Below are 22,260 nucleotides of genomic sequence, written 5' to 3' on the forward strand. Positions count from 1 at the left end.
AGGGTCATCGATTACGGAGGGTCGTCGAGCGAGACCGTCGTCAGCGATCGGAACGCGATCTGGGGGTACCGCGGCTCGACCGCGCTGGGTTGCCGACCGCTGTTGTGACCCGATGACGACAACTGAACCCGTTCGATGACGCCTCGTTCCGCGAGCTCGTAGAGGAATCGCGTGACCGTGCCGGCGGTTAGCGACGACCGGGCGGCGATAGCGCTGGCTAGTTCGCGGATCGGGCGGTCGCTCGGATCGATATCGACGAGCGCGAGCAACACCCGTTGCCGGGTGGCCGAAAGTGCGAGCGCGCGAGCGACGTGAACGCCCCCGTCGGGCACGTCGGCCCGCGCCGTCTCGAGGTGGCTGGGTTCGATCCGCTCGGTTTCGCCCTCGCGAGCGAGGACGGCGGCGCCGAACAGGGCCGCGAGCGCGTCGTGAGCGTTCCCGTCGGCCCAGTCGGCCAATTCGCGGACCGCGTCGTGATCGAGCGCGCCCGCCGCGAGTCCCGTCGAGACGCGGTCGGTGACGACGTCGACGAGTTCGTGATCGCGGTAGGCCGGAACGGTGACCGTCTCGCCCCGGTGGTCGTCCGGTTCGGTCCGTCCGACCGCGACGGTGGCGCAGTCCTCGACGGGTGCCAGCAGCTCGCGGACGCGGTCGATCCCGAGCGTCTCGGGTTCGTCGTGGTGGTCGATCGCGACGACGGCGCGCCGATCCGGACGAGAGAGCCTGTCGCGGAGGCGCTCGCGGAGGTCGTCGGTGCCCACGCCGCTCTCGGGCACCCGTTCCGACGAGAGCCCCGACAGCACCGCACGATAGAACGCGAAGGGACTCTCGACCTGACGGCCGTCGACGGTGACGAACCACGTCACCGGCTCGGTGCGTCCACCTCTCGTCGTCGTCGCGATCGCGCGGCTCGAGCCGCCGAACTGGTCGTTCAACGCGTCGAACATCGCGGTCACGACCGCTGACGTGCCCGATCCAGCCGGCCCGACGATCGCGACCGGCGGCGGCAACTCCCCGTCGAAGACCGGCTCGATCGCGTCGAGCAGTTGCTCCAGCACGGGGCCTCGGCCGACCGGTTCCAACCGGTGGACGACCGGGCTGAGCTGGTCGCGATCGGCGACGATGCGTCGCCCCTGTCGGACCGATCGACGGCGAGCGATTCGCTCCTGGAGGTCCATTACTGCGCGTCTGCCTCCGTCGCGGTTCCGACCAGCGCCGCTTCGAGCACCTCGAGCGTGTGAGTGATCTCGTAGCCGGTCCCGTGTTCCATCTGCATCGAACAGGTGGGACACTCCGTGAGTCCCGTTTGTGCGTCCGCATCTTCCATGTGATCGAACATTTCCGACCCGATTTTCATGGATGTTTCGTAATGCTCGGCCTTCCAGCCGTACGTGCCGGAGATCCCCGAACAGGAGTCGCCGACGTCGTGGGCGTCGACGCCGTCGATCGCTGCCAACATCTCCATCGTCTGCCCGTCGAGGCCCTGATTCCGCGCGTGACACGGCGCGTGGTAGGCGAAGTTCGAATCCGCGAGCGCCCCGTCTATCGACGTCCCCTCGAGTTCGCCCTCGAGGTCCTCGTGGACCCGGAGGTACTCGACGGCGTCCCAGGTGTTTTCGGCGACGTCCTCGGTTCCCTCGAAGTCGAACAGTTCGGGGTACTCCTGTCGGATCGACATCGAACACGAACTGCAGGAGGCGACGACGTCCGCGCCGTCTTCGAGCGCCGCGGCGAGCTCCCGGACGTTCGTCTCGGCCGACCGGCGCGCGTCCTCGAGCATCCCGTTGGCGAACATCGGCGTTCCCGAACAGTGCTGGTCGGGGACCATGATCTCGTAGCCGAAGTGTTCGTAGAGGCGGACGAGCGCCTTCGCGACTTCGGGCGTGTTGTAGTTCGCGTAGCAGCCGTGGAAGTAGGCGATGCGCTTCTCGTCACTCTGAATCCGTGCACCACCCCTCTCCGTCCACCACTCCCGAAACGTCTCCGTCGCGAACGCCGGCAGCTCCCGCTCGCCGGTGATCCCGAGGAGTTTCTCGCCGAGCCACTGCGTCGCGGAGAGCCCCATCACGAAGTTCGTCGTCCGCGGGAACGTCGACCCGAGCGGGGCGAGTCGACGGTAGTTCGCGAGGATGCGGTTCCGAACGTACTCCCGCGAGAATTTGTCCATCCGTTCCTCGACGTACTCCCCTCGAGCGGTGTTGTGCATCTGCGAGAGGGGGACGTCCGACGGGCAGGCGCTGTCACAGCGCATGCAGTTCGAGCACTTCATCACTGAGTCGTCGATGTCGTGGTCGTCCTGGCGCTTGAGCCGCCACTGCTCGGGGCCCTGAAACTTCGGCCCGGGGAACTCGTCGTCTACCTCGGCGACGGGACAGTTGGTGTCGCAGGTCGAGCACTTGTAGCAGTCGTCTGCACCCGGTCTGAGGTCCATCTCCTCGGCCTCGGGGAACACCTGAATCGGCTCGAACTCGTCGTCACCTGCCGGGTCGTCGGTCGGTCGTTCTGCGTCGCTCATTGAATCACCTGAATCAGTCGGTTGTCGCCGTCCGTGCCGTTCGTCTCGTCCGTACCGCTCGTACCGTCCGAACCGCTCGTGTCGTCTGTACCGCTCGTGTCGTCTGTACCGCTCGTATCGTCTGTACCGCTCGTATCGTCCGTGCCGCTCGTGTCGATCGGGCGAATCAAATCGCGCACGTAGCGTCGGTCGGTTCCGCCGCTCGAGGCGCACACGTCGTCAGTCACCGTTCGCCCTCCGAGGCGGCGCGCCGGCCCGCGACGTAGCCCGTCGCGAGCGAGACGCCGGCACCCGATTTCTCCGCCGCGAAGTCGTAGCCGCCCAGCACCGCTCCCGCCGCCCGGAGGTTCGAAAACTCGGGCTCGTCGCCGGCGTCGAGCGGGCGGAGGTCGCGGTCGACCGGGAGGCCGAACCGCGCGTAGGGCTGGTCGCCGAAGACGTCGTCGACGAACCAATCGTAACGGTCCGCGGCGTGCGGGACGTGGCAGTCGAAGATCGGTTCGAACACCCGTTCGCGCTCCGAGCGCACGCCCTTTCCGACCAGCCCGCCTGTCGCGAGCACGTACTGGTCGGCGCGGTGGGGAATCTCGCTGCCGTTCCGGTCGACGACGACGCGATCGATCCGTTCGGAGCCGGTCGGGCCCGGCTCGCCCGCGTCGGTCTCGTAATCGACGACCGGAACCCCCGTCGTCACCCGGACGCCCCGCTCCTCGAGCGCGGCGTACAGGCGGTCCTCGAGTCGCATCCCCGGCAGGCTGGGCGGTCCCATCGGGACCTCGAAGACGTCGACACCGAGTCGGTCCGCGAGGTCCGCCCTGACCGCGTCGGCGCGCTCGTCGCCGAGGATCGCGGGGAAGCCGACGCGGGACTCGCCCTCGAGGTGGGTGCGAACGGTCTCGGCGAGGGCCTCGCGGGCGGTCGTCTCACCGGCCGTCGTCGCCACGGATTCGTCGTGGTCGAGCAGGTGCGCGTACCGCGTGATCTTCGCGTCGTCTCGAGCGATGCCGGGAAACCGAACCGTGACGCCGCGGGCCTCGAAGGGGACGCCCGCCGCCTCGAGGTGGGACGCTGCCAGCGGCGCTTCGAAGTCCGGCAGCGTCTCGAAGCCGACGAGCAGGGCGTCGCGGTCGTCGCTCGCGAGCCCGGCGGCGGTCGAAACCGGATATCTGGCGGTCGGCTTGACCGTGCCGCCGTGGGTCGGGACGAGCGCGTTCGAATCCGTGTGCGACCCCGCGTAGGCCTCGCCCGCGATATCGTCGAAAAAGGCGAGGGCCTCGCGGACGGCCTCGCTCCCAACCCGCTCGTAGGGATGGCCGTCGGGGAGATCGGCGAGCGCGTCGAACGGGTCCACGAGCGGGCCGTCGCCCGCCGGCGCGTATCCCAGCACGTCGATCAACCCGCTGGCGTGGCGGAGCGTGCTCTGCTTGTACGAAACCAGCCGGACGTGTACGTCTCCGTCTCGCTCCGCCGCGGCGAGCGCGGCGGTCGTCCCGGCGAGTCCGCCGCCGATGACGAGGACGTCGTCCTCGATCGCCATCTATCGGCCCCCTCCTGAGCCGTCGGCCCGGTTCCCCTCGGTCCGGCCGTCGTCGAAGGCCGCGAAATCGACGGCCGCCGTTTTCGCGTCCGCGCTTGCGGGATCGCAGTCCCGGTTCATCGTCGTCGCGTGCAGCGCGTAGTTGAGCATGGCCTGCGAGAGCTGTTCGCCCCACAGCGCGTGGCGCTCCCCCTTCCAGCGCTCCTGAAAGAGTTCGTCCAGCGCTTCGCGGACCGTCTCCTCGTCGTAGCCGGGATGGAGTTCGTTCGCCATGTTCTGACAGCAAAAGCCGCCCTGACAGTTCCCCATCGAGGCGCGCGTCCGGATCCGAACCGCGTCCAGATCCGAGCCCGACTGCGAGATCGCGTCTCGAACCTCCGCGCGCGTCACGCCCTCGCACTGGCAGATCACCGGGTTCGGCTCGTCCGTCTCGAGCACGTCGCGCGCCCGGCTTCCCAACCGCTGCTTGCTCCGGCGGGCCACCGGCGAGCGAAGGCCGAAATCGTCCATCCCGGCCTCGAGCGTCTCGGCGTTCTCGCTGCCGGGCAGGGGGTCCTCGGCGGTCGTACAGGCGGCTCGAACGCCGAGTTTCTCGCAGACGTGGTCGGAAATCTCCTCGGCCATCGCCCGGTAGGTGGTGAACTTGCCGCCGACGATGCTCGACATCCCCGAGACGCCGTCGCGATCCGCGTGATCGAGGAGGAAAAAGTCCCGCGTGATGTCGGTCGGGTCCTCGGTGCCGGTTCCCGGCGGCTCGTACAAGGGACGAACGCCCCAGAACGAGCGGATCGTTCGCGCCTCGGAAAGGATCGGCACCAGTTCCGAGAGCGTGTCGATCATCTGGTCGACCTCCCACCCCGCTTCCGGATAGTCGTCCGGGTCCGAGACCTCCTCGTCGGTCGTCCCCAGGATAGCCGTCGTCTCGTGGGGGACCACGATGTCGGCGTCTCCCTTCGGCCGGCAGCGGTTGATCACCGTGTCGACCTGCCGGACGTTCATGATCGTCATCACCCCCTTGGAGGGGCGGACTTCGATCTCGAGACCCGCCATCGCACCGATCTGGCCGGCCCACGCGCCGGTCGCATTGACGACGTACTCGGCGGTGATCTCCTCGGTCGTACCGGGCGTCGCGTGCGTGCGCTTCCCCGGTCCCGACTCGTGGCGCACCTCGACGCCGTAGATACCGTCGCCGTCGCGTAAGAGGTCCACCACCTCGGCGTGGGTTTCGATCCTCGCGCCGTGGGTCTCGGCGTCGATCGCGTTCGCGACGCAGAGCCGGAACGGGTCGACCGCGCCGTCGGGGACCTCGATCGCTCGCTTCACGTCCGCCGCGAGGTGCGGTTCGACCTCGCGAGCCTCCACGCCCGAGAGCACGCGGGCCGGAATGCCACAGTCCCGGCACCCCTCGAGTTTCTCGCGGAAGTAGTCGTCCGGGTCCTCGGGGCGCTGGACGAACAGGCCGCCGGTCTCCTCGACGCAGTGGCCCGCGATCTCCCGGAGCACCTCGTTTTCCTCGATACACTCGCGCGCGCTGGCCCGGTCGGACACCGCGTAGCGCCCGCCGCTGTGCAACAGGCCGTGCATCCGGCCGGTCGTTCCGTCTGTGAGGGTTCCTCGTTCGACGAGCGTGACCTCAAGGCCGCGGCGCGCCAGATCGCGGGCGATACCGCAGCCGGTCGAACCGCCGCCGAGAACGAGGACCTCCGTATCGGTTGCCATCCCTTCGTCCGCATCTACGATCACCTCGCCCATTATTTTATCGGTGGTAGCAGAACGTCCGTAAATTCTTGTTCAGCTCGGCTCGTCAACGGCAGGACGGCGTAGTCAGACGGCCAGTTACTCCGGTTCGATCCTGGTACGCTTCTACGCATAGGACGTTCTAACCGACGGATTACGTCGTATTAGTGTAACTATATCGCGTTTTGATAGGTTTAGAAACGTTTATAATGATCGTCAAAATTGTTTACCGATATCGCGCGATCACCAGTAAACAATCGCGTGGCTACACAACACCGGGTGAATACGAGTGACAGAATCCACGTACGTCGGTGCGGTCGACCAGGGGACGACCGGGACCCGCTTCATCGTCTTCGATCACGAGGGGCAGGTCGTCGCGAACGCTTACCAGAAACACGAACAGATCTATCCGGAACCCGGCTGGGTCGAACACGACCCGATGGAAATCTGGGAAAACACGAAAGCGGTCATCCAACAGGCGCTCGGGCAAGCTGACATCGGTCCCGAGCGGCTCGAGGCCATCGGGGTGACCAACCAGCGGGAGACGACGCTGCTGTGGGACGCCGATTCCGGAAAGCCGGTCCACAACGCCATCGTCTGGCAGGACCGACGGACGACGGATCGCGTCGAGCAACTCGAGGACGACGGGATGGTCGAGACCGTCCGCGACAAGACGGGCCTCGAGGCCGACGCCTACTTCTCGGCGACGAAAGCCGAGTGGCTGCTCGACAACGCCGATCCGATCAAACTCGAGCGCTCCCGCCCGCAGGACATCCGCGACCGCGCGGAGGAGGGAGAGGTCCTGTTCGGGACCATCGACTCGTGGTTGATCTACAATCTCACGGGCGAGCACGTTACGGAGGTCACGAACGCCTCGCGGACGATGCTCTACAACATCCACGATCTCGCGTGGGACGACGACCTCCTCGCGGAGTTCTCGATTCCCGAGGCGATGTTGCCCGAGGTCCGCCCCTCGAGCGACGACGCCACTTACGGATCGACCGATCCGGGCGGCTTCCTCGAAGCCGAGATCCCGGTCGCGGGTGCGCTGGGCGACCAGCAGGCGGCCCTGTTCGGCCAGACCTGTTTCGACGCCGGCGACGCGAAGAACACCTACGGCACCGGTTCCTTCTTCCTGATGAACACCGGCAACGAGGCCGTCGAGAGCGACCACGGCCTGTTGACCACGATCGGCTTCCAGCGCGCCGGCGAGGACGTCCAGTACGCGCTCGAAGGCTCGATCTTCGTCACCGGCGCGGCGATCGAGTGGCTCGAGGACATGACGCTGATCGACGATCCGGCCGAGACGGCGTCGCTCGCCCGCAGCGTCGACTCGACGGACGGCGTCTACGTCGTCCCCGCCTTTACGGGACTGGGCGCGCCCCACTGGGACCAGCGCGCACGCGGCACCATCGTCGGAATGACGCGGGGCACCCGAAAGGAACACGTCGTTCGCGCCACCCTCGAGTCGATCGCCTACCAGACCCGCGACGTCGCGGCGGCGATGGAGGCCGACTCGGGGATCGAGATGACGTCGCTGAAGGTCGACGGCGGCGCGGTCAAGAACAACTTCCTCTGCCAGCTCCAGTCGGACATCATCGGCTCGGAGATCGTTCGCCCGGTCGTCGACGAGACCACGGCGCTGGGATCGGCCTACGCGGCCGGACTCGCGGTCGGCTACTGGAGCGATCCCGACGAGTTGCGGAGCAACTGGCAGGTCGACGCGGAGTTCGAACCCGAGATGGACCCCGACGACGCCGATCGACGCTACGACCGCTGGTCGGACGCCGTCGACAGATCGCGCGACTGGGCGCAGGACGCGGAGGAGTGACCCATGTTCCAGCCCCTGTTCCAGATTCCCGTCATCGGGATGGAGTTCGAGGCGTTCGCCGTCCTGCTGATCGCCGCCCTCGCCGGCGGCGCGTTCGGCGCGGCGCTGGGTGCGCTTCCGTCGTTCGTTTTCACCGGCTTCGTCGTCTTCCTCGGCGAAGGGATCGCCATTCTCCAGGACGAAATCGGAAGCGAAATCGGCGTCGCCGGAGCGGGCGATATCGCGACCGGTATCACCGGAACCATCGGCTTCGGCCCGGTCACCGGCCCGCACATCGCGTTCGCCGGCGGCGTGGCCGCGACGGCGTACGCCGGCCGGAAGTACCCCGAGATGGAACCCGACGACTGGGACTACCACTTCGGGAAGGACATTCTGTACGCGTTCGGGACCAAGCCCGACATCCTCGCGGTCGGTGCGATCTTTGGCGCAGTAGGGATGCTCTTCACCCGGATCATGGGTGGAATCGGCTTCCCGACGGACAACATCGCGCTCTCGGTCGTGGCGACGGCGTTCCTGGCTCGACTCGCCTTCGGCTACCCGCTCGTCGGCAGGGTCGGCGGCTCGAGCGTTCTCGACATGTCGCCGTTCGAGCGCGAGGAGAAGCGCGTGGCGGCCGACGGCGGCACCGAAACCGATCGGCTGGCGACCGAACCCTGGCTGCCACACCAGTACGAGTGGTCCGGCGTCACCGCGATCGGCATCGTCGGCGGGATCCTCGGCGGCTTCATCTGGCTCGAGACCGGGAGCATCTTCCTGGGCTACGCGATTTCCGCGATGAGCCTGCTGTTTCTCAACCTCGGCGTCGAGAAGATCCCCGTCACCCACCACATCACGCTGTTGGGATCGACGGGTGCGGTGATCGCAGCGTCGGCCGTCGGGAGCGACCCGATCGTACTGCTCGTCGCCGGCGCGTTCGGGGCGATCAGCGCCCTCATCGGCGAACTGTCTCAGCGGGTGTTCTACTCGCACTCCGGGACCCACGTCGACCCGCCCGCGATGGCCATCGCGGCGTTCATGCTCGTCATCGGGGTCCTGTATCTGGCCGGGCTCTTGCCCAACGCGGGCTATCTCGGACTCTGAGGGATTCGAAATCCGACTGCGGTCCGTCTTTTCACCCGTCTGGATGACGGCGGGTTTCCCGTACCAGTACCGCTCAACGCGAGTTACGGATTGCTGTAACGATTTACCGGCGCAACCGCGACCCGTGCAGCGGTTGCGCCGGAAATGACTTACAGTAAACCGTAAGTAACCCTGGTTCCTGAGCGGCACGGATCGGACGGCCAATCGGCGTTTTCATCGGGTGATCTATTTTCACCGGATAGCTTTATCACGGTTCTTGGTGGCATATGACACGGTGTTCAACAATGGGAGAAGAGTGGATCATCAAGGGAGACTACGTCGAAGCCTGCAACTGCGACGTTGCCTGTCAGTGCGTATGGATGGAACCGCCGGACGACGACGTCTGTACCGTCTCGCTGGCGTGGCACATCGAGGAGGGACGCTACGGCGACGTAGATCTGAGCGGGGTAAACGTCGGGATGCTCATTTCGACCGACGAGGGGGTCATGTTCGCCCCCGAGACGGCGTGGGACGTCGTGTTACTCGTCGACGAGACGGCCGACGACGACCAGCTCGAGGCCGTCGAGGACATCTATTCCGGCCGCGCCGGGGGCATCTGGGCACCCGTCGCTGATACGCACGTTCGGTCCGTCGACGTCGCGACCGTGCCAATCAGCTTCTCGCGGGACGGATCGGAGTTCGCCGTCGAGATCGGGGACGCCGTCGAAATGGACGCGAGCGGCGCGGTCGGGTTCAACGAAGCGGTCGGGACGGTCTCGCCCCACCCGCTGACTGAGAGTCTCGAGGTGCAGACCGGCAAGACGACCACGGCCACCGTCTCCTACGACGACCAGTTCGCGTGGGACGTTTCGGGGAACAACGCCTACCTCGGGGACTTCGAACTGGCGAACTCCTGAAGACGGGACGACGGCGACACGGACGAGCTATCATGGGGAGACACGACTCGTTTCGAGACCAGATCACTCACCGACGCGTTCCGATCGTCGCGCTCGTCACGTACGTACTCGCGTTGCTCGCGTGGGCGGCGGTCGTGGGTCGGTGGCTCCCGATGCCTGACGGCCGGATGGAAGGACAGATGTCCGATCCGGGAGCACCGGAGGCGATGGCTCTCTCGAACGGGCCGACCGGTATCAGCCTCTACCTGTTCATGTGGGGTGCGATGATGATCGCCATGATGTATCCCTCGTCGGTCCCGCTCTTCCGGCTGTACGCCGAGACGCTCGAGGGGACGACGACCGCGGGGAAAGGAGCGCGAATCGGGGCGTTTATCGGAACGTACGCGCTCACGTGGACGCTGACGGGAATCGTCCCGCTCGCCGTTAGCGCGGTGGTGCCGATCGTCACCATCGCGAACGCCCACGGCGGGCTCCTGGTGGGCGGATCGTTGCTGCTCGTATCGGGGTACCAGCTCTCACCGTACAAATACCGGTGTCTGCGGTACTGCCGGTCGCCGCTCGGATTTCTCCTGGCACATCACCGACCGGGGGTGCGCGGTGCCGTTCGGATGAGCTGGCAGTTCAGCGTCTTCTGCGTCGGGTGTTGTTGGGCGCTGTTCGCGTTCATGGTGATCGTGGGCTCGATGAATCTCGTCTGGATGGCGCTCATCGCGGTCGTGCTCTCGCTCGAACGGACGGTCGCGCGGGGGGAGCAACTGGCACGTGCGGTCGGCGTTCTCGCCGGCATCGCCGGGAGTACCGTCATCGTACTCGCACTGATCTAGGACGAGCATCGGATACTATCGGGTGACCCGAAGGCGTCACTGACCGATCTCTCAGCCTCGAGCATCCCTGAACCGACTCTTTTAGGGCGCTCAGCCCTCGAGTGACGCACATGACCGCCGATCCGCCGCTCGTCCTCGACGTCGACGGCACCCTGACCCGCTCCGAAGGCTGGGGGATCGACCCCCGCGTCTTCGATCCGCTCCGCGAGTGGGACGCGCCCGTCCTGATCGCGACCGGGAAGGCCTTCCCCTACCCCGTCGCGCTCTGTCACTTCGTCGGCATCCCCGAACTCGTCGTCGCGGAAAACGGCGGCGTCGTCTACACCGGCGACGACGTCTTCTTCACCGCCGATCGCGAGGCGGCACAGGCCGTCGCGGAAGAGTATCGGGCCGCCGGCTACGACCTCGGCTGGGGCGCGGAGGACACCGTCAACCGCTGGCGGGAGACCGAAATCGCGGTCAGCCTCGAGCAGCCGATCGACCCCTTGCGCGAGATCGCCGCGAAGCACGGCCTCGAGGTGATCGACACCGGCTACGCCTACCACGTCAAGGACACCGATCCGACCAAGGGCGACGGGCTCGAGACGATCGCCGAGCACGTCGGGTTCGACCTCGCGGACTGCGTCGCCGTCGGCGACTCGATCAACGACGTCTCGACGTTCGAGGCGGTCGGCCGGAGTTTCGCCGTCGGAAACGCCGACGAGCTGGCGAAAGCGGCCGCCGACGAGGTGCTCGACGAGGTGCACGCCGACGGGACGCTCGCGGTGCTCGAGCGCGTTCGAGACGGAACGTAAACCAACTTCGTTCCGTAACGACCTCCAGTCGTCCTTACTCGCCGTCCTCGAGCACGTCGTCGATCCACTGCGCCGGGACGACCCGTATCTGACTGTCGGCCTGCAGCGAGTCGGCGGTGAGGAAAACGATCTCGTCGCCTCCGGCGACGGCCATTCCGCCGCCCGCGACGGAATCCCAGTGGTTCAGGACGGTGTCGGGGATCGTCAGGGTCCGCTCGCCGTCGATCTCGGTGCTCGCGACGTAGCGGATTCCCTCAGCGTCCTGCATCGGATCGAACTCCTGTGAGACGAAGACGGCGTCGTCCTCGCGAATCCCCCAGAACGCTTCGGAACTGAGCGACAGGATGTGCTGATCGAACGCGCGCTGTGGGACCGGGATTTCGCTGCTGTGTTCGTCGAACGCCGCCGAACCCAATCGCTCGTACGATTCGCGTTCGGCGCTGACGGAACTGTCGGATTCGCTCTCAGCCGCGGTGGACTCGCTCTCGAGATCCTCGATCTCGCTGTCAGGCTCAGTGGACTCGTTCGCCACGTCCGCAAGTCGCTCCTCGTCGGCGCCGGTCTCGACGACGTCCGACTGGTCGATTTCGGTCGCGTCGACATCGCTCTCGAGATCGGGACTCGAGTCCACGTCCTCGATGTCGATGCTGGTCCCGGCGACGCGCCGGGCCTCGTCACCGGTGTGGCGGCCGCCGCCGGCGTCTCGTTCCTCGAGGTCGTCGATTTCGGGGCCGGTGCTGACGACGTCCGTCTGATCGATATCGCTCCGAGCGTCGCCCGGTCTCTCGTCCGACCGTCGCTGGGCGATCGCGACCGCGACGAGCACGCTACCCAGGACGAGTTGGCCGATGCCGTGGTCGCGCTCGCCCCGCCGGAGTGCTCGGACGCCCCGGAGGAGACTCACTCCGCCCCCGATACCCGCCGGGAGGCCCGATTCGATACCCCCTCGGACTGACCGGAGCGCCCCGGAGACTCCCTCGCGGCTGCGTTTCGATTCGCTGTGCTCGGATTCGGTCGCGGGACTGTCGCCGGTTTCGGTGGTGGGATCTCGCTTGCTCATGTTCGAGGTGGCTGTTTCGATCCGTCGCAGGCGGTCTCTCGAGTAGTGAGAACGCGGTGCGGCACGGAACGCGTCTGGTCGGTGGTGGCTATTTGGTAGCTGGCTGCTGGTGGCTGGTGGCTGGTAGCTGACGGCTGACATCCGTCTCGTGGGGGTGAGCGAATTCGCGATTCAGCTCTCGGCGCTCGAGTCACCGTCTCCCGCGCTGTCGGCGAACTCGTCGGTCTCTTCTTCGGCCGACGACTGGACGTCGTCCATGTCGACGGCGGAGCCGACCTCCTCCTCGTTGATCGCCCGCTCGAGGGTCCCCGTGTCGGTCACCGCGCTCAGCCCCTTCTCTTCCACCGCGGACTGGATCTCTCCCGCGTCGATCGCCGAATCGACGTTTCCGTCGCTCGTCGACGACTTCAGCGCTCGTCGGACGATCAGATAGCCCGCGAGCGCCGCGCCGCCGCTCGCGATCGCGCCCGGAACCCCGTAGCGTTTGTAGCCGAATGTAACCGCTTTCTTGCCGATCGTGTAGGCGCCAATCATGGACGAACGTTGCACTGGCACGCGGAAGAGGGCGAGGCTTTCGTACGGAAGCGGCGATCCTCGAAGGGGACGGTCGATAGCTCCGACTGCGACTCGCGGAAATCGGCTCGAGAGAATCTATATAGACTTCGCCCCCACCAGTCACACGACGTTCTATGCGGACGAATTTCGGGTAGAGCTTCGACAGCACCCGTATCGGGCGTTGGTAATCGGCGTCTCTCTATAGATCCGCCTGTATTTATATTCGAGCGGGCTACATCCGACCACATGGAGACGCGCAAGGTCCAGGTGACGGGCGGATCGACGTACACCGTCTCGCTGCCGAAAACGTGGGCGACCGACAACGACGTCAGCGCCGGCACGACCGTCGAATTTTACCCCGAAGACAGCGCGCTGTTACTCACGCCCCAGAGCGAAACGGAGCGCCAAGAAGGAACCCTCGACATCTCGAGCCTCGAAGGCGAGCGCCTGACCCGGGCCGTGATGACGATGTACGTCAGCGGCTTCGACATAATCAGGCTCGAAGCCGGCCGCATCACGACCGACCAGCGTCGCGCGATCCGCAGCGCCACGCAGGGGCTGGTCGGCGTCGAGGTCCTCGAGGAGACCACCGACAGCGTGGTCATCCAGGATCTGCTCGATTCCTCGGAGCTGTCGATCGTCAACGCCGTCACGCGGATGCGCCTGATCGCCCAGTCGATGCTCGAGGACGCAGTCCGGGCGCTGATCGAGAACGACGACGACATCGCTCGCGACGTGATCGAGCGCGACGACGACGTCGACCGTCTCTGGCTCGTCGTCTCGCGGATCTTCCGCGCCACCCTGCGTTCGCCCCGCGCCGCCGAGGAACTCGGCGTCCCGCGCGAGGACTGTTTCGACTTCCACTCGAGCGCCCGCCAGCTCGAGCGCGTCGCCGACCACGCCGCCAAGATCAGCAACATCGCGCTCAAACTCGAGGAGATCCCCGAGCCGGTCGCCGAGGCGCTCGAGGAGCTGCATACGGACGCCTCCACCGTCCTCGAGAAGTCGATGGACGCGCTGTTCGCCGACGAAACCGGGGAGGCGAACCGGCTCGGCCACGACGCCCGGGAGGCCGTCCTCGAGATCGACGAGCACACCCGTCAGATCGACGACATGCTCCGGGATCTCGACCCGGTGCAGGCCCAGTCGCTGGGGCTGATCGTCGACTCGCTGTCCAGGAGCGCCGACTACGGCGGCAATATCGCCGAGACGGCGCTACAGAAGGCCGCACCGCGGCCCTGACGCGTTCGATCGGACCGCGCCAGTCAGCGTTCCGGTCGGCCCGATCCGCGGGAGCGTTGCGAACGAGCGGGAAAGCTACTACTACCTCTCCCTGAAATCGACTCCCGATGGCTTCCCGAGCGGCTCCGTTTCGGGTCGCGGCGGTGGTACCGTGACGCCCCGCCCGCGTTCGTCGCTCGCTCGAGTCCGACCGGCGCTCACGCGCACCCAGATTCGGGCCGGCCTTTGCATCGCCGTTCTGCTCTCGACCGCCGTCGTCGCCGCCGCGGCGTCGGGCGGCCTCTCGACGGCGTCGAAAGAGACCGTCCCGGAGGCACCGCCGACCGAGAACCACACGGTCGTGACCGAATCGGGTCGCGCCGGGACGATTACGGCCTACCAACCCGACGGGGAGGTCCTCTATTACAACAACTCGCGGACGAAGTACTTCGACGTCGATCCGGTCGAGGGCGATCCGCTGACCGTCGAGTACACCGCGACCGATACGATCCACGCGGAAGGGCCCAACTGCGGCGATCCGCCGTGTGCCAGAAACGTCATCGAGCGCGTCGACCTCGAGACCGGGGAAGTCGAGATCGTCTACGAACGCTATGACCACAAGGAGACCGCCGCCGAGTGGCACGACGTGGACCGCATCGACGAGCGCCACGTTCTCGTCGCCGACATCGTCGCGGATCAGGTCTTCATCGTCGACACGGAGACCGAGGTCGTCGAGTGGCTCTGGGACGCCCAGAGCGAGTTCCCGATGGAGAGCGGCCACTCGTTCCCGAACGACTGGACGCACATCAACGACGTCGAGTACATCGAGGACGGCCGGATGGAAGGCCGGATCATGGTCAGTGTTCGAAACCAGAATCGGGTCGTCTTCCTCGACCGAGAGGAGGGGCTGCTCGAGGAGTGGACCCTCGGCGGCGAGAACGACTACGATGTCCTTCACGAACAGCACAACCCCGATTACATCCCCGAGAGTCAGGGCGGCCCGGCCGTCCTCGTCGCCGACTCCGAGAACGGCCAGATCAAGGAGTTCCAGCGCGAGGACGGCGAGTGGAACCGAAGCTGGTTGTGGGAAGACGATCGGATCCAGTGGCCCCGCGACGCGGACCGGCTTCCGAACGGGAACACCCTGATCACCGACACCCACGGCAACCGCGTCGCGGTCGTCGACGAGTCGGGCGACATCGTCTGGGAGGTCGCGTCGACGCTTCCCTACGACGCCGAGCGCCTCGAGACCGGTGCCGAGAGCGAGAGTGGCCGGAGCGCCCGGGAACTCGGCCTCGAGTCCCGGACGGTAACCGAAGACGACGGCGGAAGCGGCGACTCCGGGTTCGACCCGTTCGCGTTCCTCGGCGACGTCGTCGAGTCGCTCCTTCCCCATCGAGTCTACAACGCGCTCATCTTCGTCGCACCTGTATGGGTCGACAAAACTGCGGCCGCCGCGATCGCCGTCGGACTCCTGTCGGGGCTGACTTGGGCGGGGCTCGAGATCAGATGGAAACTCCGCGATGCCGGTATCAGGTTCCGCCGTCCGGTCTCCCGCGAACGGGAGTAACGCGGTCGGTGGCCGCCGCTGCTCCGCGGGTGACACCCATCACCCTCTCGTCGGCGAGGGAGCGGATCGATCAGGCGTCCTTCCGTCCGACCGGCAGCGATCGGGTGCGGCTCGAGGGGGAGAACCGCGTCCACACGGCGCGTCCGCCGACGGCGACGAGCGAGGCGAAAATCAGGAACGAGCAGAAGTACCACGGCTTGGACTGTATCACCGCGAGTCCCCTCGTGGAAGCGGGGACGAGACCGAGCGCCAGCAGATAGAACGCGGTGCAAAGCGCGAGCGACGACCGGCGGTGGCCGTGCCAGTAGATGATTCCGATGAGAACGCCGGACAGGAGACCGAGCTGGCCCGAATGAAGTTCGGGAACGGTGCTGAAAATCGACGAAAGGACGGTCTCGACGGTAGCCATTCGTCTCGTTCTCCGACGGGACCGTCCTATGCTATGACCTGCAAATCGACAGCTACTATGACGGGTCGGCCGCGACGCTGTGGGTGGTCGTTGTCGAAACACCGACGACGAAAACCGACGCGTTCGTCGAGTTCGTTTAGTTCGTCGACATCATCGACATCGTCGGTCGACCGGTTCACTTCCACCCTCCTCCGGGAACGCTTTTTACGCCCCGACTCGAAAGGCGAGTGATGGAACTCGACGATCATGCCGAGGATCTCGCCTCCGACCTCGGTGTTGACAAAGAGGAGGTCAAAGACGACCTGCAGAATCTGGTGGAGTACAGCGTTCCGATCGACGAGGCGAAACAGAGCCTCCGGCGGAAGTACGGCGGCGGCTCCGGCGGCGGTGGCGGCGCGCCGTCGGCGAAGGATATCGCCGAAATAACGACCGACGATAGCAACGTCACCGTCACGGGCATCGTCCTGACCGCGGGCGAACGATCGATCCGCTATCAGGGCTCCGATCACGTCATCGTCGAAGGGCGACTGGCCGACGAGACCGGCGTCATCGACTACACCGCGTGGGAAGACTTCGGCCTCTCGCCGGGCGACACGATCACCGCGGGCAACGCGGGCGTCCGCGAGTGGGACGGCGAACCCGAACTCAACCTCGGCGAGAGCACCTCGCTCTCCTTCCAGGAGGAGTCCCTCGAAATCTCTGACGAGATTTCCTACGAGATCGGTGGCGACGCGCAACTGGCCGAGTTGCGGACCGGCGACCGCGCGGTCACTATCGAGGTCAGCGTCCTCGAGTGCGAGCGCAAGACGATCGACGGCCGCGACGGCGAGACCGACATCCTCAGCGGCGTCTTCGGCGACGAGAGCGGGCGGCTCCCCTTCACGAACTGGGATCCGGCCCCCGAAATCGAAGACGGCGGAACGGTCCGCATCGAGAATGCCTACGTACAGGAGTTCCGCGGGGTTCCCGAGGTCAACGTCTCGGAATTCTCTCGAGTCTCCGCACTCGAGCGCGACATCGACGTCGGCACCAACACGTCGACGATGGACGTCGGCGACGCCGTCGCCACCGGCGGCATCTACGACGTCGAAGTCGCGGGGAACCTGCTCGCGGTCCGCGACGGATCCGGGCTCATTCAGCGCTGTCCGGAGTGTTATCGGGTTATCCAGAAGGGACAGTGCCGAACCCACGGCGACGTCGACGGGATCGACGACCTGCGCGTCAAGGCGATCCTCGACGACGGCACCGGGACCGTCACCGTCGTCCTCGACGACGAACTCACCGAGCGAGTCTACGACGGGACCCTCGAAGACGCCCTCGAGCAAGCCCGCGAGGCGATGGACCAGGAGGTCGTCGCGGATCGGATCCGCGAGCGCATCGTCGGCCGCGAGTACCGCGTCCGGGGGCACCTCTCGGTCGACGAGTACGGCGCGAACCTCGACGCCGAACGCTTCGAAGAGAGCGACGACGATCCGGCCGCCCGTGCGACTGCCTTCCTCGAGGAGGTGGACGCATGAGCGCGAACGGCGACGGCGACGACGAGATTCCGGGGCGAGAACTCGCCTACCGGCTCTTCGCCGCCGAGTACGACGACGCCTCCTTCTCCTACGCGGAGAGCGACGAGGAACGCGCGCCGAACTACGTGATCACGCCGACCGGCGCGCGGCTCAACCGCGTCTTCGCCGTCGGAACGCTGACCGAGGTCACGTCGGTCAACGACGAGATGGTTCGGGCCCGGGTCGTCGATCCGACCGGCGCGTTCGTCGTCTACGCCGGCCAGTACCAGCCCGACGAACTGGCGTTCCTCGAGCAGGCCGAACCCCCCGCGTTCGTCGCGGTAACGGGCAAAGCGCGGACCTTCCAGCCCGACGATTCCGACCAGGTCTACACCTCGATCCGGCCGGAGAGCATCGCGACGGTCGACGCCGACACCCGGGACCGCTGGGTCGTCAGCGCGGCCGAGCAGACCCTCGATCGAATCAGTACCTACGCCGGGGCCGCCGACCTCGAACTGAACGGCGACGCGCTGACCGACGCGCTGCTCGAGGCCGGCGTCGAATCCGGCCTCGCGGCGGGGATCCCGCTCGCCCGAGAGCACTACGGGACGACGCCGTCGTACCTCGCGGCGCTGCGAGCCTGTGCGCTCGAGGCGGTCGAAGTCGTCGCGGGCGAGCGCGATCAGGTGAGCGGACTCGCTCTCGCACCCGACGCGACGAGCCCCGAGTCCGACGCGACGTTCGCCTCGCTCGCCGACATCGACGGCGTCGATACCGACGCGCTCGAGGCCAGCGTCGAGTCCGAACCCGAACCCGAGGCGGCGGAGCCGGTCGCCGCGACGACCGACGGGAGCGGCACGGCTTCGGCCGACTCCGAGGGCGCTCATTCCGGCTCCGCGGCCGGAACTGCGACGAGCGACGATCCCGATATCGCCGAGATCGATGCGGAACTCGAGGCCGAGGACGCAGCGGTAGAACCGGACGCTGAGTCGGACGATACCGACGAGCTGGACGGTTCCGCCGAGCCGGATGTCGAGTCGGACGACACTGCCGAACCGGACGTCGAGGCCGATACAAGCGAGACGGCAGCCGACACCCTCGAAACCGAGGACGGCGGTGACGAGACGGCGAGCAGTGACGAGGCGGCGAGCGAGGTCGACGAAAGTGCCGATATCGCGACATCGGAAGCCGACGACAGCGATGACGAAGCCGACGACGAACTCGGCGACTTCGACGCCGGCGACGTCGACGACGGCATGTACGAGATGGACGAGTCGGAACGCGAAAAACTCGAGGCGGAGTTCGGCACGGAGTTCACCGCCGGCTCCGAGGTCGACGAGCCCGGTGAAGCGGGAATCGACGTTCCCGAGCCCGAAGACGCCGCGGCCGACGAACTCGAGGCGGAATCGGAACCGGACGACGCCGAATCCGACGACGGCGACGCGATCACCGGTGGGGAATCCGACGAGTCCGACGACGATATCGGGACGCCGCCCGAATCCGGACTCGAGGACGCGGAATCGGACGAATCCGCCGAGTCAGCGCCCGGGGACGGAGAGGAGTCCGAAGCCGACGACGCCGACGACGAACCGGCCGAGGACGTCGACCTCGAGGCCGCCGTCGTCGAGACGATGAACGAACTCGACGACGGCGACGGTGCCGATCGAACGGAACTGATCGAGACGGTCGCCGCCGACACGGGGGCGCCCGCCGACGACGTGGAAGACGCCATCCAGGACGCGCTGATGGGCGGCCAGTGTTACGAACCCGACGACGAGACGCTGAAGGCGATCTGAGCGACGGCAATGCGAGACGATTCCAACCGGCCTCCGGCCGGGACCACGTCGTCGCCCGCTCGCGTCGAACCGGTTCCCGGCGAACCGGCCGCGACCGCGGCGATCGGGGCCGAGAGCGCGTTGCTCGTCGGCGACTATCACGCCGGCTACGAGGCCGGCTTGCGCTACGAACGGGGCGTCGACGTTCCCAGCCGCGCACCTGACCGCCGAGAGCGACTGTTGGCGTTGCTCGAGCGCACCGATCCCGATCGCCTGGTCGTCCTCGGCGACCTCATGCACTCGATCGGCGATCCGGGCGGGGCCGAACGCGGCGAACTCGAGGTGCTGTTCGAGTCCTTTGCAGGCGATCTCGCGGTCACCGTGGTCAAGGGCAACCACGACGGGAGAATCGGAACCTGGCTCGCGGACAGCGACGATATCGGAGCGACGATCACCGTCGTCCCCGGCGAGGGGATCGCGCTCGGCGATATCGGCGTCTGTCACGGGCACACGTGGCCCTCCCGAGCGGTCCTCGAGAGCGACGTCGTCTGTCTGGGTCACGAACACCCCTGCGTGCGACTCGAGGACGAGGTCGGCGGGAGCCGCGTCGAGCGCGCGTGGCTCCGCGGTCGGCTCGATCCCGGCCCGTTTCGCGACCGTCCGGAGTACGAGGGGGTAGCGTGGCTCGAGGATGCGGACGAACCTCCGCCGCGCGCGGTCGTCGTGCCGGCGTTCAACGACCTCGTCGGTGGAACGTGGATCAACGTGAGCGGGCAGTCGTTTCTCTCGCCGTTCCTGCCGGCAGGGCTGGCTTCGGGGGAGGCGTACTTGCTGGACGGCACGCGACTCGGCCCGTACGAATCTGTGTGAGACTATAGCGAGATTAGCGGGCGAAAAGCGGACCGTGACGCTCCCAGACGCGGAGTCCCCTGTGCTCGTTTCGCGGATCACAGCGCACCTACCGACGGCGAACGACGACAGCTGACCGTCCGTGAAAACACACCTGCGTACGGGCTCGTCCGTCACTTACGATTCCGAATCCGCCTCGCCGATGACGAACTCGCCGTCCGCCGTCGACCACCTGAGTTCGATTCCCGTCCCGCCGTCGATCCCCGGGAGCACCGAACCGCCCGCCTCGACTTCGACTCTGTCCGGTGCCGGGACCGTGACCGATTCGCCGTCGACGACGAACGTCATCGTCCTGGCCGTCGACAGCTGGCGCTCGACTCGCTCGAGCGCGACCGCCGGATCCGCGGTCGTCCCCTCGCTCCCGTCCGAGGGGGTCTCCTCGAGCGGGACGCCGCCGATGACCGGCTCAATGTTTACGTCGCGGCTGCGGTTCGAAAGGACGGCGTTGACGGCGACGCCGACGAGGAGCAGGAGGCTGCTGAAGTACAGCCACGTCAGGAAGACGAGGATACTCGAGAGGAACTGTCCCTCGGCGGCCGTACTGCTGTACTCGAGGTAGAACCGGAACAGCGATTCGAAGACGACGAGACCGACGGCGGTCACGGCCACACCGGGGACCACCTCTCGAACCGTCATATTCGGCTCGTCCGGGAAGAGATAGTACATCGGAGCCAACGCGGCCGCGATAGCGACGACGAGCCCCGTGCGCTGGACGATCCATCCGAACGTCGATACAGTCGACGGCGACAGCGTCGCTTCGATCGCGATGACGGCGACTCCCACGGCCGCGATAGAGACGAAGACGAGGATGCCGTCGACGAACTGGTTCGCGACCGTGTTCTCGGCCTCCGTTTCGTAGATATCGGAAAAAGCCGCATCGAGGCTCCGAAAGATCCGCAACGCGCCCCAGACGAGGACGGCGATTCCGAGCGCCGACGCCTCGACCGAGGCGGTATCGAGTTCGCTCACGAGTACTTCGGCCGCGCCCGGGGTGAAGGCCGCCTGCGTCACCGACAGCAGCGCCTCCTCGAGTCGCTGGCCGCCCACCGCCGAGACCGCGGCCAGCAACACCAACAACAACGGGAGCAGCGAAACGAACGCGTGGTAGGCGATACTGCCCGCCATGAACGTGATCCGTTCGACCCGAATCTCGTGGACGATCGCCCGGAGCACCGTCACCGCCCGATCCGTTCGCTGGCTCATTAGTTATCGATGCGATCGAGATCCGAAAAAAGGATCGGACTCCGTCGGCCGTCAGTGTGGTTCGATCTCGATCGAGTAGACGTCGTCCTTCCCGCTGTCCCCTACCGCCGTACAGTCTCCGATCGAATCTCGTCGCCCTCGCGCCACTGATAGTAGTCGTACTCGGTCCCGGCAATCTCCGTCATCGAGACGGTCGCCCGTTCCGGGACGCCGTCGGGGTAGGAGTCGGAATCGGCCTCGTCCGATGACGATTCGTCGTCCGCCCCCTCGCGTCGCTCCTTCCACGTCGCCACCGCCTCGAGATGGGAACTCACGTCGCGAAGCGTCGCCGCGTCTCGTTTCGTGAGTTCCTCGAGCGCCTCGCGGTCCGCGCGGTCCAATTCCGTCGGCGGAGTCGGTCGCTCGTCGCCAGTCATGTCTTCCGGTGGGAACCGGGCGACCGTAAAACGTCGTTGTTCCGTTCGAGACCGTCTTCCGCGTCACGATTTGCGGTGTGATGACGTGGCCTGTATTGAGTCCTAATATCCATTGATACTCCATCCACGTGTAGATTTATATACCAGAACGGGATCCGTACTGGTGACAATGGAATCACAGAAACGCCGACCGACGACGCGGATCGATCCGGTCCCCGACGACCTCGAGTCGGCCCAGGCGAAACTCGTGTACATCTCCCTGGAAGCGGCCGACGGCGCGACGGTCGACGAACTGGAAGAGATACTGGCGATGAAGAAGATCGACATCCTGAGCGTGCTGAACTCGCTTTCGAGCGCGGACTACGTCACCCGAGCGGGCGAGACGTACGTCGTCGCGAACTGATCGGCGAGTCGCGACGTCCGGGACGACGA

22 protein-coding genes are annotated in these 22,260 nt (G+C 66.4%); 11 read left to right on the forward strand and 11 right to left on the reverse strand.

Features of this window, described 5'->3' with window-relative positions; genetic code table 11:
- Positions 1 to 11: 11 nt before the first annotated feature.
- Genes AC0QDI_RS09935 through glpA form a run of 5 tightly spaced genes read right to left on the reverse strand, consistent with a single transcriptional unit; the run spans position 12 to position 5,771 of the window.
- Complete coding sequence (locus AC0QDI_RS09935; RefSeq protein WP_474667685.1) at positions 12 to 1,178, reverse strand: Cdc6/Cdc18 family protein; 1,167 nt, start codon at positions 1,176 to 1,178, stop codon at positions 12 to 14.
- Entirely contained in the window at positions 1,178 to 2,515 is a 1,338-nt protein-coding gene (locus AC0QDI_RS09940; protein ID WP_474667687.1) for an anaerobic glycerol-3-phosphate dehydrogenase subunit C, read from the reverse strand. The genes AC0QDI_RS09935 and AC0QDI_RS09940 overlap by 1 nt, the downstream gene beginning before the upstream one ends.
- Entirely contained in the window at positions 2,512 to 2,742 is a 231-nt protein-coding gene (locus tag AC0QDI_RS09945) for a hypothetical protein (RefSeq protein ID WP_474667689.1), read from the reverse strand. Before AC0QDI_RS09945 ends, AC0QDI_RS09940 begins: the two co-directional genes overlap by 4 nt.
- A complete protein-coding gene (gene glpB / locus AC0QDI_RS09950; protein ID WP_474667691.1) occupies positions 2,739 to 4,052 on the reverse strand; it encodes a glycerol-3-phosphate dehydrogenase subunit GlpB in 1,314 nt (437 codons plus the stop codon). The genes AC0QDI_RS09945 and glpB overlap by 4 nt, the downstream gene beginning before the upstream one ends.
- Entirely contained in the window at positions 4,053 to 5,771 is a 1,719-nt protein-coding gene (gene glpA, locus AC0QDI_RS09955; RefSeq protein ID WP_474668343.1) for an anaerobic glycerol-3-phosphate dehydrogenase subunit GlpA, read from the reverse strand. It abuts the gene before it with no gap.
- Between the two features lie 307 nt (positions 5,772 to 6,078).
- On the opposite strand from glpA, the gene glpK reads away from it, so the two are divergent.
- The 5 genes from glpK to AC0QDI_RS09980 all read left to right on the forward strand — a co-directional run bounded on the left by glpK (position 6,079) and on the right by AC0QDI_RS09980 (position 11,214).
- Positions 6,079 to 7,620, forward strand: a complete 1,542-nt coding sequence (gene glpK / locus AC0QDI_RS09960) for a glycerol kinase GlpK (RefSeq protein ID WP_474667692.1) — start codon at positions 6,079 to 6,081, stop codon at positions 7,618 to 7,620.
- Between the two features lie 3 nt (positions 7,621 to 7,623).
- Positions 7,624 to 8,700, forward strand: a complete 1,077-nt coding sequence (locus tag AC0QDI_RS09965) for a DUF7973 family transport facilitator (protein ID WP_474667694.1) — start codon at positions 7,624 to 7,626, stop codon at positions 8,698 to 8,700.
- 284 nt (positions 8,701 to 8,984) lie between these two features.
- Positions 8,985 to 9,596, forward strand: coding sequence for a DUF1326 domain-containing protein (locus tag AC0QDI_RS09970; RefSeq protein WP_474667696.1), 612 nt, complete (start codon positions 8,985 to 8,987; stop codon positions 9,594 to 9,596).
- A 32-nt stretch (positions 9,597 to 9,628) separates the two neighbouring features.
- Positions 9,629 to 10,420 carry a DUF2182 domain-containing protein gene (locus AC0QDI_RS09975; RefSeq protein ID WP_474667698.1) on the forward strand — a complete coding sequence of 264 codons (792 nt, stop codon included), beginning with the start codon at positions 9,629 to 9,631 and terminating at the stop codon, positions 10,418 to 10,420.
- Between the two features lie 110 nt (positions 10,421 to 10,530).
- A complete protein-coding gene (locus tag AC0QDI_RS09980; protein WP_474667700.1) occupies positions 10,531 to 11,214 on the forward strand; it encodes an HAD-IIB family hydrolase in 684 nt (227 codons plus the stop codon).
- Between the two features lie 34 nt (positions 11,215 to 11,248).
- Here AC0QDI_RS09980 and AC0QDI_RS09985 read toward each other — a convergent pair whose 3' ends face one another.
- A complete protein-coding gene (locus AC0QDI_RS09985) occupies positions 11,249 to 12,274 on the reverse strand; it encodes a hypothetical protein (RefSeq protein WP_474667702.1) in 1,026 nt (341 codons plus the stop codon).
- Between the two features lie 171 nt (positions 12,275 to 12,445).
- Positions 12,446 to 12,808 carry a hypothetical protein gene (locus AC0QDI_RS09990; RefSeq protein WP_474667704.1) on the reverse strand — a complete coding sequence of 121 codons (363 nt, stop codon included), beginning with the start codon at positions 12,806 to 12,808 and terminating at the stop codon, positions 12,446 to 12,448.
- A gap of 267 nt (positions 12,809 to 13,075) precedes the next feature.
- On the opposite strand from AC0QDI_RS09990, the gene AC0QDI_RS09995 reads away from it, so the two are divergent.
- A complete protein-coding gene (locus AC0QDI_RS09995) occupies positions 13,076 to 14,071 on the forward strand; it encodes a PhoU domain-containing protein (RefSeq protein WP_474667706.1) in 996 nt (331 codons plus the stop codon).
- 151 nt (positions 14,072 to 14,222) lie between these two features.
- Positions 14,223 to 15,620, forward strand: coding sequence for an arylsulfotransferase family protein (locus AC0QDI_RS10000; protein ID WP_474667708.1), 1,398 nt, complete (start codon positions 14,223 to 14,225; stop codon positions 15,618 to 15,620).
- Between the two features lie 70 nt (positions 15,621 to 15,690).
- Here AC0QDI_RS10000 and AC0QDI_RS10005 read toward each other — a convergent pair whose 3' ends face one another.
- Together AC0QDI_RS10005 and AC0QDI_RS10010 are read right to left on the reverse strand one after the other, a co-directional pair.
- A complete protein-coding gene (locus AC0QDI_RS10005) occupies positions 15,691 to 16,029 on the reverse strand; it encodes a hypothetical protein (RefSeq protein ID WP_474667709.1) in 339 nt (112 codons plus the stop codon).
- A gap of 26 nt (positions 16,030 to 16,055) precedes the next feature.
- Complete coding sequence (locus AC0QDI_RS10010) at positions 16,056 to 16,277, reverse strand: hypothetical protein (RefSeq protein WP_474667711.1); 222 nt, start codon at positions 16,275 to 16,277, stop codon at positions 16,056 to 16,058.
- Here AC0QDI_RS10010 and AC0QDI_RS10015 point away from each other — a divergent pair.
- The 3 genes from AC0QDI_RS10015 to AC0QDI_RS10025 are packed head-to-tail and all read left to right on the forward strand — an operon-like array spanning position 16,260 to position 20,170.
- Entirely contained in the window at positions 16,260 to 17,546 is a 1,287-nt protein-coding gene (locus tag AC0QDI_RS10015) for a Single-stranded DNA binding protein (RefSeq protein WP_474667712.1), read from the forward strand. The two genes, AC0QDI_RS10010 and AC0QDI_RS10015, sit on opposite strands and share 18 nt — an antisense overlap.
- Positions 17,543 to 19,321, forward strand: coding sequence for an RPA family protein (locus tag AC0QDI_RS10020; RefSeq protein ID WP_474667714.1), 1,779 nt, complete (start codon positions 17,543 to 17,545; stop codon positions 19,319 to 19,321). Before AC0QDI_RS10015 ends, AC0QDI_RS10020 begins: the two co-directional genes overlap by 4 nt.
- A 9-nt stretch (positions 19,322 to 19,330) precedes the next feature.
- Entirely contained in the window at positions 19,331 to 20,170 is an 840-nt protein-coding gene (locus tag AC0QDI_RS10025) for a metallophosphoesterase (protein ID WP_474667715.1), read from the forward strand.
- A 156-nt stretch (positions 20,171 to 20,326) separates the two neighbouring features.
- On the opposite strand, the gene AC0QDI_RS10030 is transcribed toward AC0QDI_RS10025, so the two are convergent.
- Both AC0QDI_RS10030 and AC0QDI_RS10035 read right to left on the reverse strand, forming a co-directional pair.
- A complete protein-coding gene (locus AC0QDI_RS10030) occupies positions 20,327 to 21,412 on the reverse strand; it encodes a YihY/virulence factor BrkB family protein (protein ID WP_474667717.1) in 1,086 nt (361 codons plus the stop codon).
- A gap of 101 nt (positions 21,413 to 21,513) precedes the next feature.
- The gene (locus AC0QDI_RS10035; protein WP_474667718.1) at positions 21,514 to 21,828 is read right to left on the reverse strand and encodes a hypothetical protein; all 315 of its coding nucleotides are present in this window, start codon (positions 21,826 to 21,828) and stop codon (positions 21,514 to 21,516) included.
- Positions 21,829 to 21,997: 169 nt separating this feature from the next.
- On the opposite strand from AC0QDI_RS10035, the gene AC0QDI_RS10040 reads away from it, so the two are divergent.
- The gene (locus AC0QDI_RS10040) at positions 21,998 to 22,231 is read left to right on the forward strand and encodes a MarR family transcriptional regulator (protein WP_474667719.1); all 234 of its coding nucleotides are present in this window, start codon (positions 21,998 to 22,000) and stop codon (positions 22,229 to 22,231) included.
- Positions 22,232 to 22,260: the final 29 nt, after the last annotated feature.

Source organism: Natrinema sp. LJW11, assembly GCF_056135975.1.

Excerpts from the sequence above, each read along its gene's own strand:
- AC0QDI_RS09940 (WP_474667687.1), bottom strand. The coding sequence starts at position 2,515 with ATGAGCGACGCAGAACGACCGACCGACGACCCGGCAGGTGACGACGAG.
- AC0QDI_RS10025 (WP_474667715.1), top strand. The coding sequence starts at position 19,331 with ATGCGAGACGATTCCAACCGGCCTCCGGCCGGGACCACGTCGTCGCCC.
- AC0QDI_RS09980 (WP_474667700.1), top strand. The coding sequence starts at position 10,531 with ATGACCGCCGATCCGCCGCTCGTCCTCGACGTCGACGGCACCCTGACC.
- AC0QDI_RS10035 (WP_474667718.1), bottom strand. The coding sequence starts at position 21,828 with ATGACTGGCGACGAGCGACCGACTCCGCCGACGGAATTGGACCGCGCG.
- AC0QDI_RS10005 (WP_474667709.1), bottom strand. The coding sequence starts at position 16,029 with ATGGCTACCGTCGAGACCGTCCTTTCGTCGATTTTCAGCACCGTTCCC.
- AC0QDI_RS09975 (WP_474667698.1), top strand. The coding sequence starts at position 9,629 with ATGGGGAGACACGACTCGTTTCGAGACCAGATCACTCACCGACGCGTT.
- AC0QDI_RS09985 (WP_474667702.1), bottom strand. The coding sequence starts at position 12,274 with ATGAGCAAGCGAGATCCCACCACCGAAACCGGCGACAGTCCCGCGACC.
- AC0QDI_RS10010 (WP_474667711.1), bottom strand. The coding sequence starts at position 16,277 with ATGATCGTCGAGTTCCATCACTCGCCTTTCGAGTCGGGGCGTAAAAAG.
- glpA (WP_474668343.1), bottom strand. The coding sequence starts at position 5,771 with ATGGCAACCGATACGGAGGTCCTCGTTCTCGGCGGCGGTTCGACCGGC.
- AC0QDI_RS10030 (WP_474667717.1), bottom strand. The coding sequence starts at position 21,412 with ATGAGCCAGCGAACGGATCGGGCGGTGACGGTGCTCCGGGCGATCGTC.
- AC0QDI_RS09995 (WP_474667706.1), top strand. The coding sequence starts at position 13,076 with ATGGAGACGCGCAAGGTCCAGGTGACGGGCGGATCGACGTACACCGTC.
- AC0QDI_RS09935 (WP_474667685.1), bottom strand. The coding sequence starts at position 1,178 with ATGGACCTCCAGGAGCGAATCGCTCGCCGTCGATCGGTCCGACAGGGG.
- AC0QDI_RS10020 (WP_474667714.1), top strand. The coding sequence starts at position 17,543 with ATGAGCGCGAACGGCGACGGCGACGACGAGATTCCGGGGCGAGAACTC.
- AC0QDI_RS09990 (WP_474667704.1), bottom strand. The coding sequence starts at position 12,808 with ATGATTGGCGCCTACACGATCGGCAAGAAAGCGGTTACATTCGGCTAC.
- glpB (WP_474667691.1), bottom strand. The coding sequence starts at position 4,052 with ATGGCGATCGAGGACGACGTCCTCGTCATCGGCGGCGGACTCGCCGGG.
- AC0QDI_RS09965 (WP_474667694.1), top strand. The coding sequence starts at position 7,624 with ATGTTCCAGCCCCTGTTCCAGATTCCCGTCATCGGGATGGAGTTCGAG.
- AC0QDI_RS10040 (WP_474667719.1), top strand. The coding sequence starts at position 21,998 with ATGGAATCACAGAAACGCCGACCGACGACGCGGATCGATCCGGTCCCC.
- AC0QDI_RS09970 (WP_474667696.1), top strand. The coding sequence starts at position 8,985 with ATGGGAGAAGAGTGGATCATCAAGGGAGACTACGTCGAAGCCTGCAAC.
- AC0QDI_RS10015 (WP_474667712.1), top strand. The coding sequence starts at position 16,260 with ATGGAACTCGACGATCATGCCGAGGATCTCGCCTCCGACCTCGGTGTT.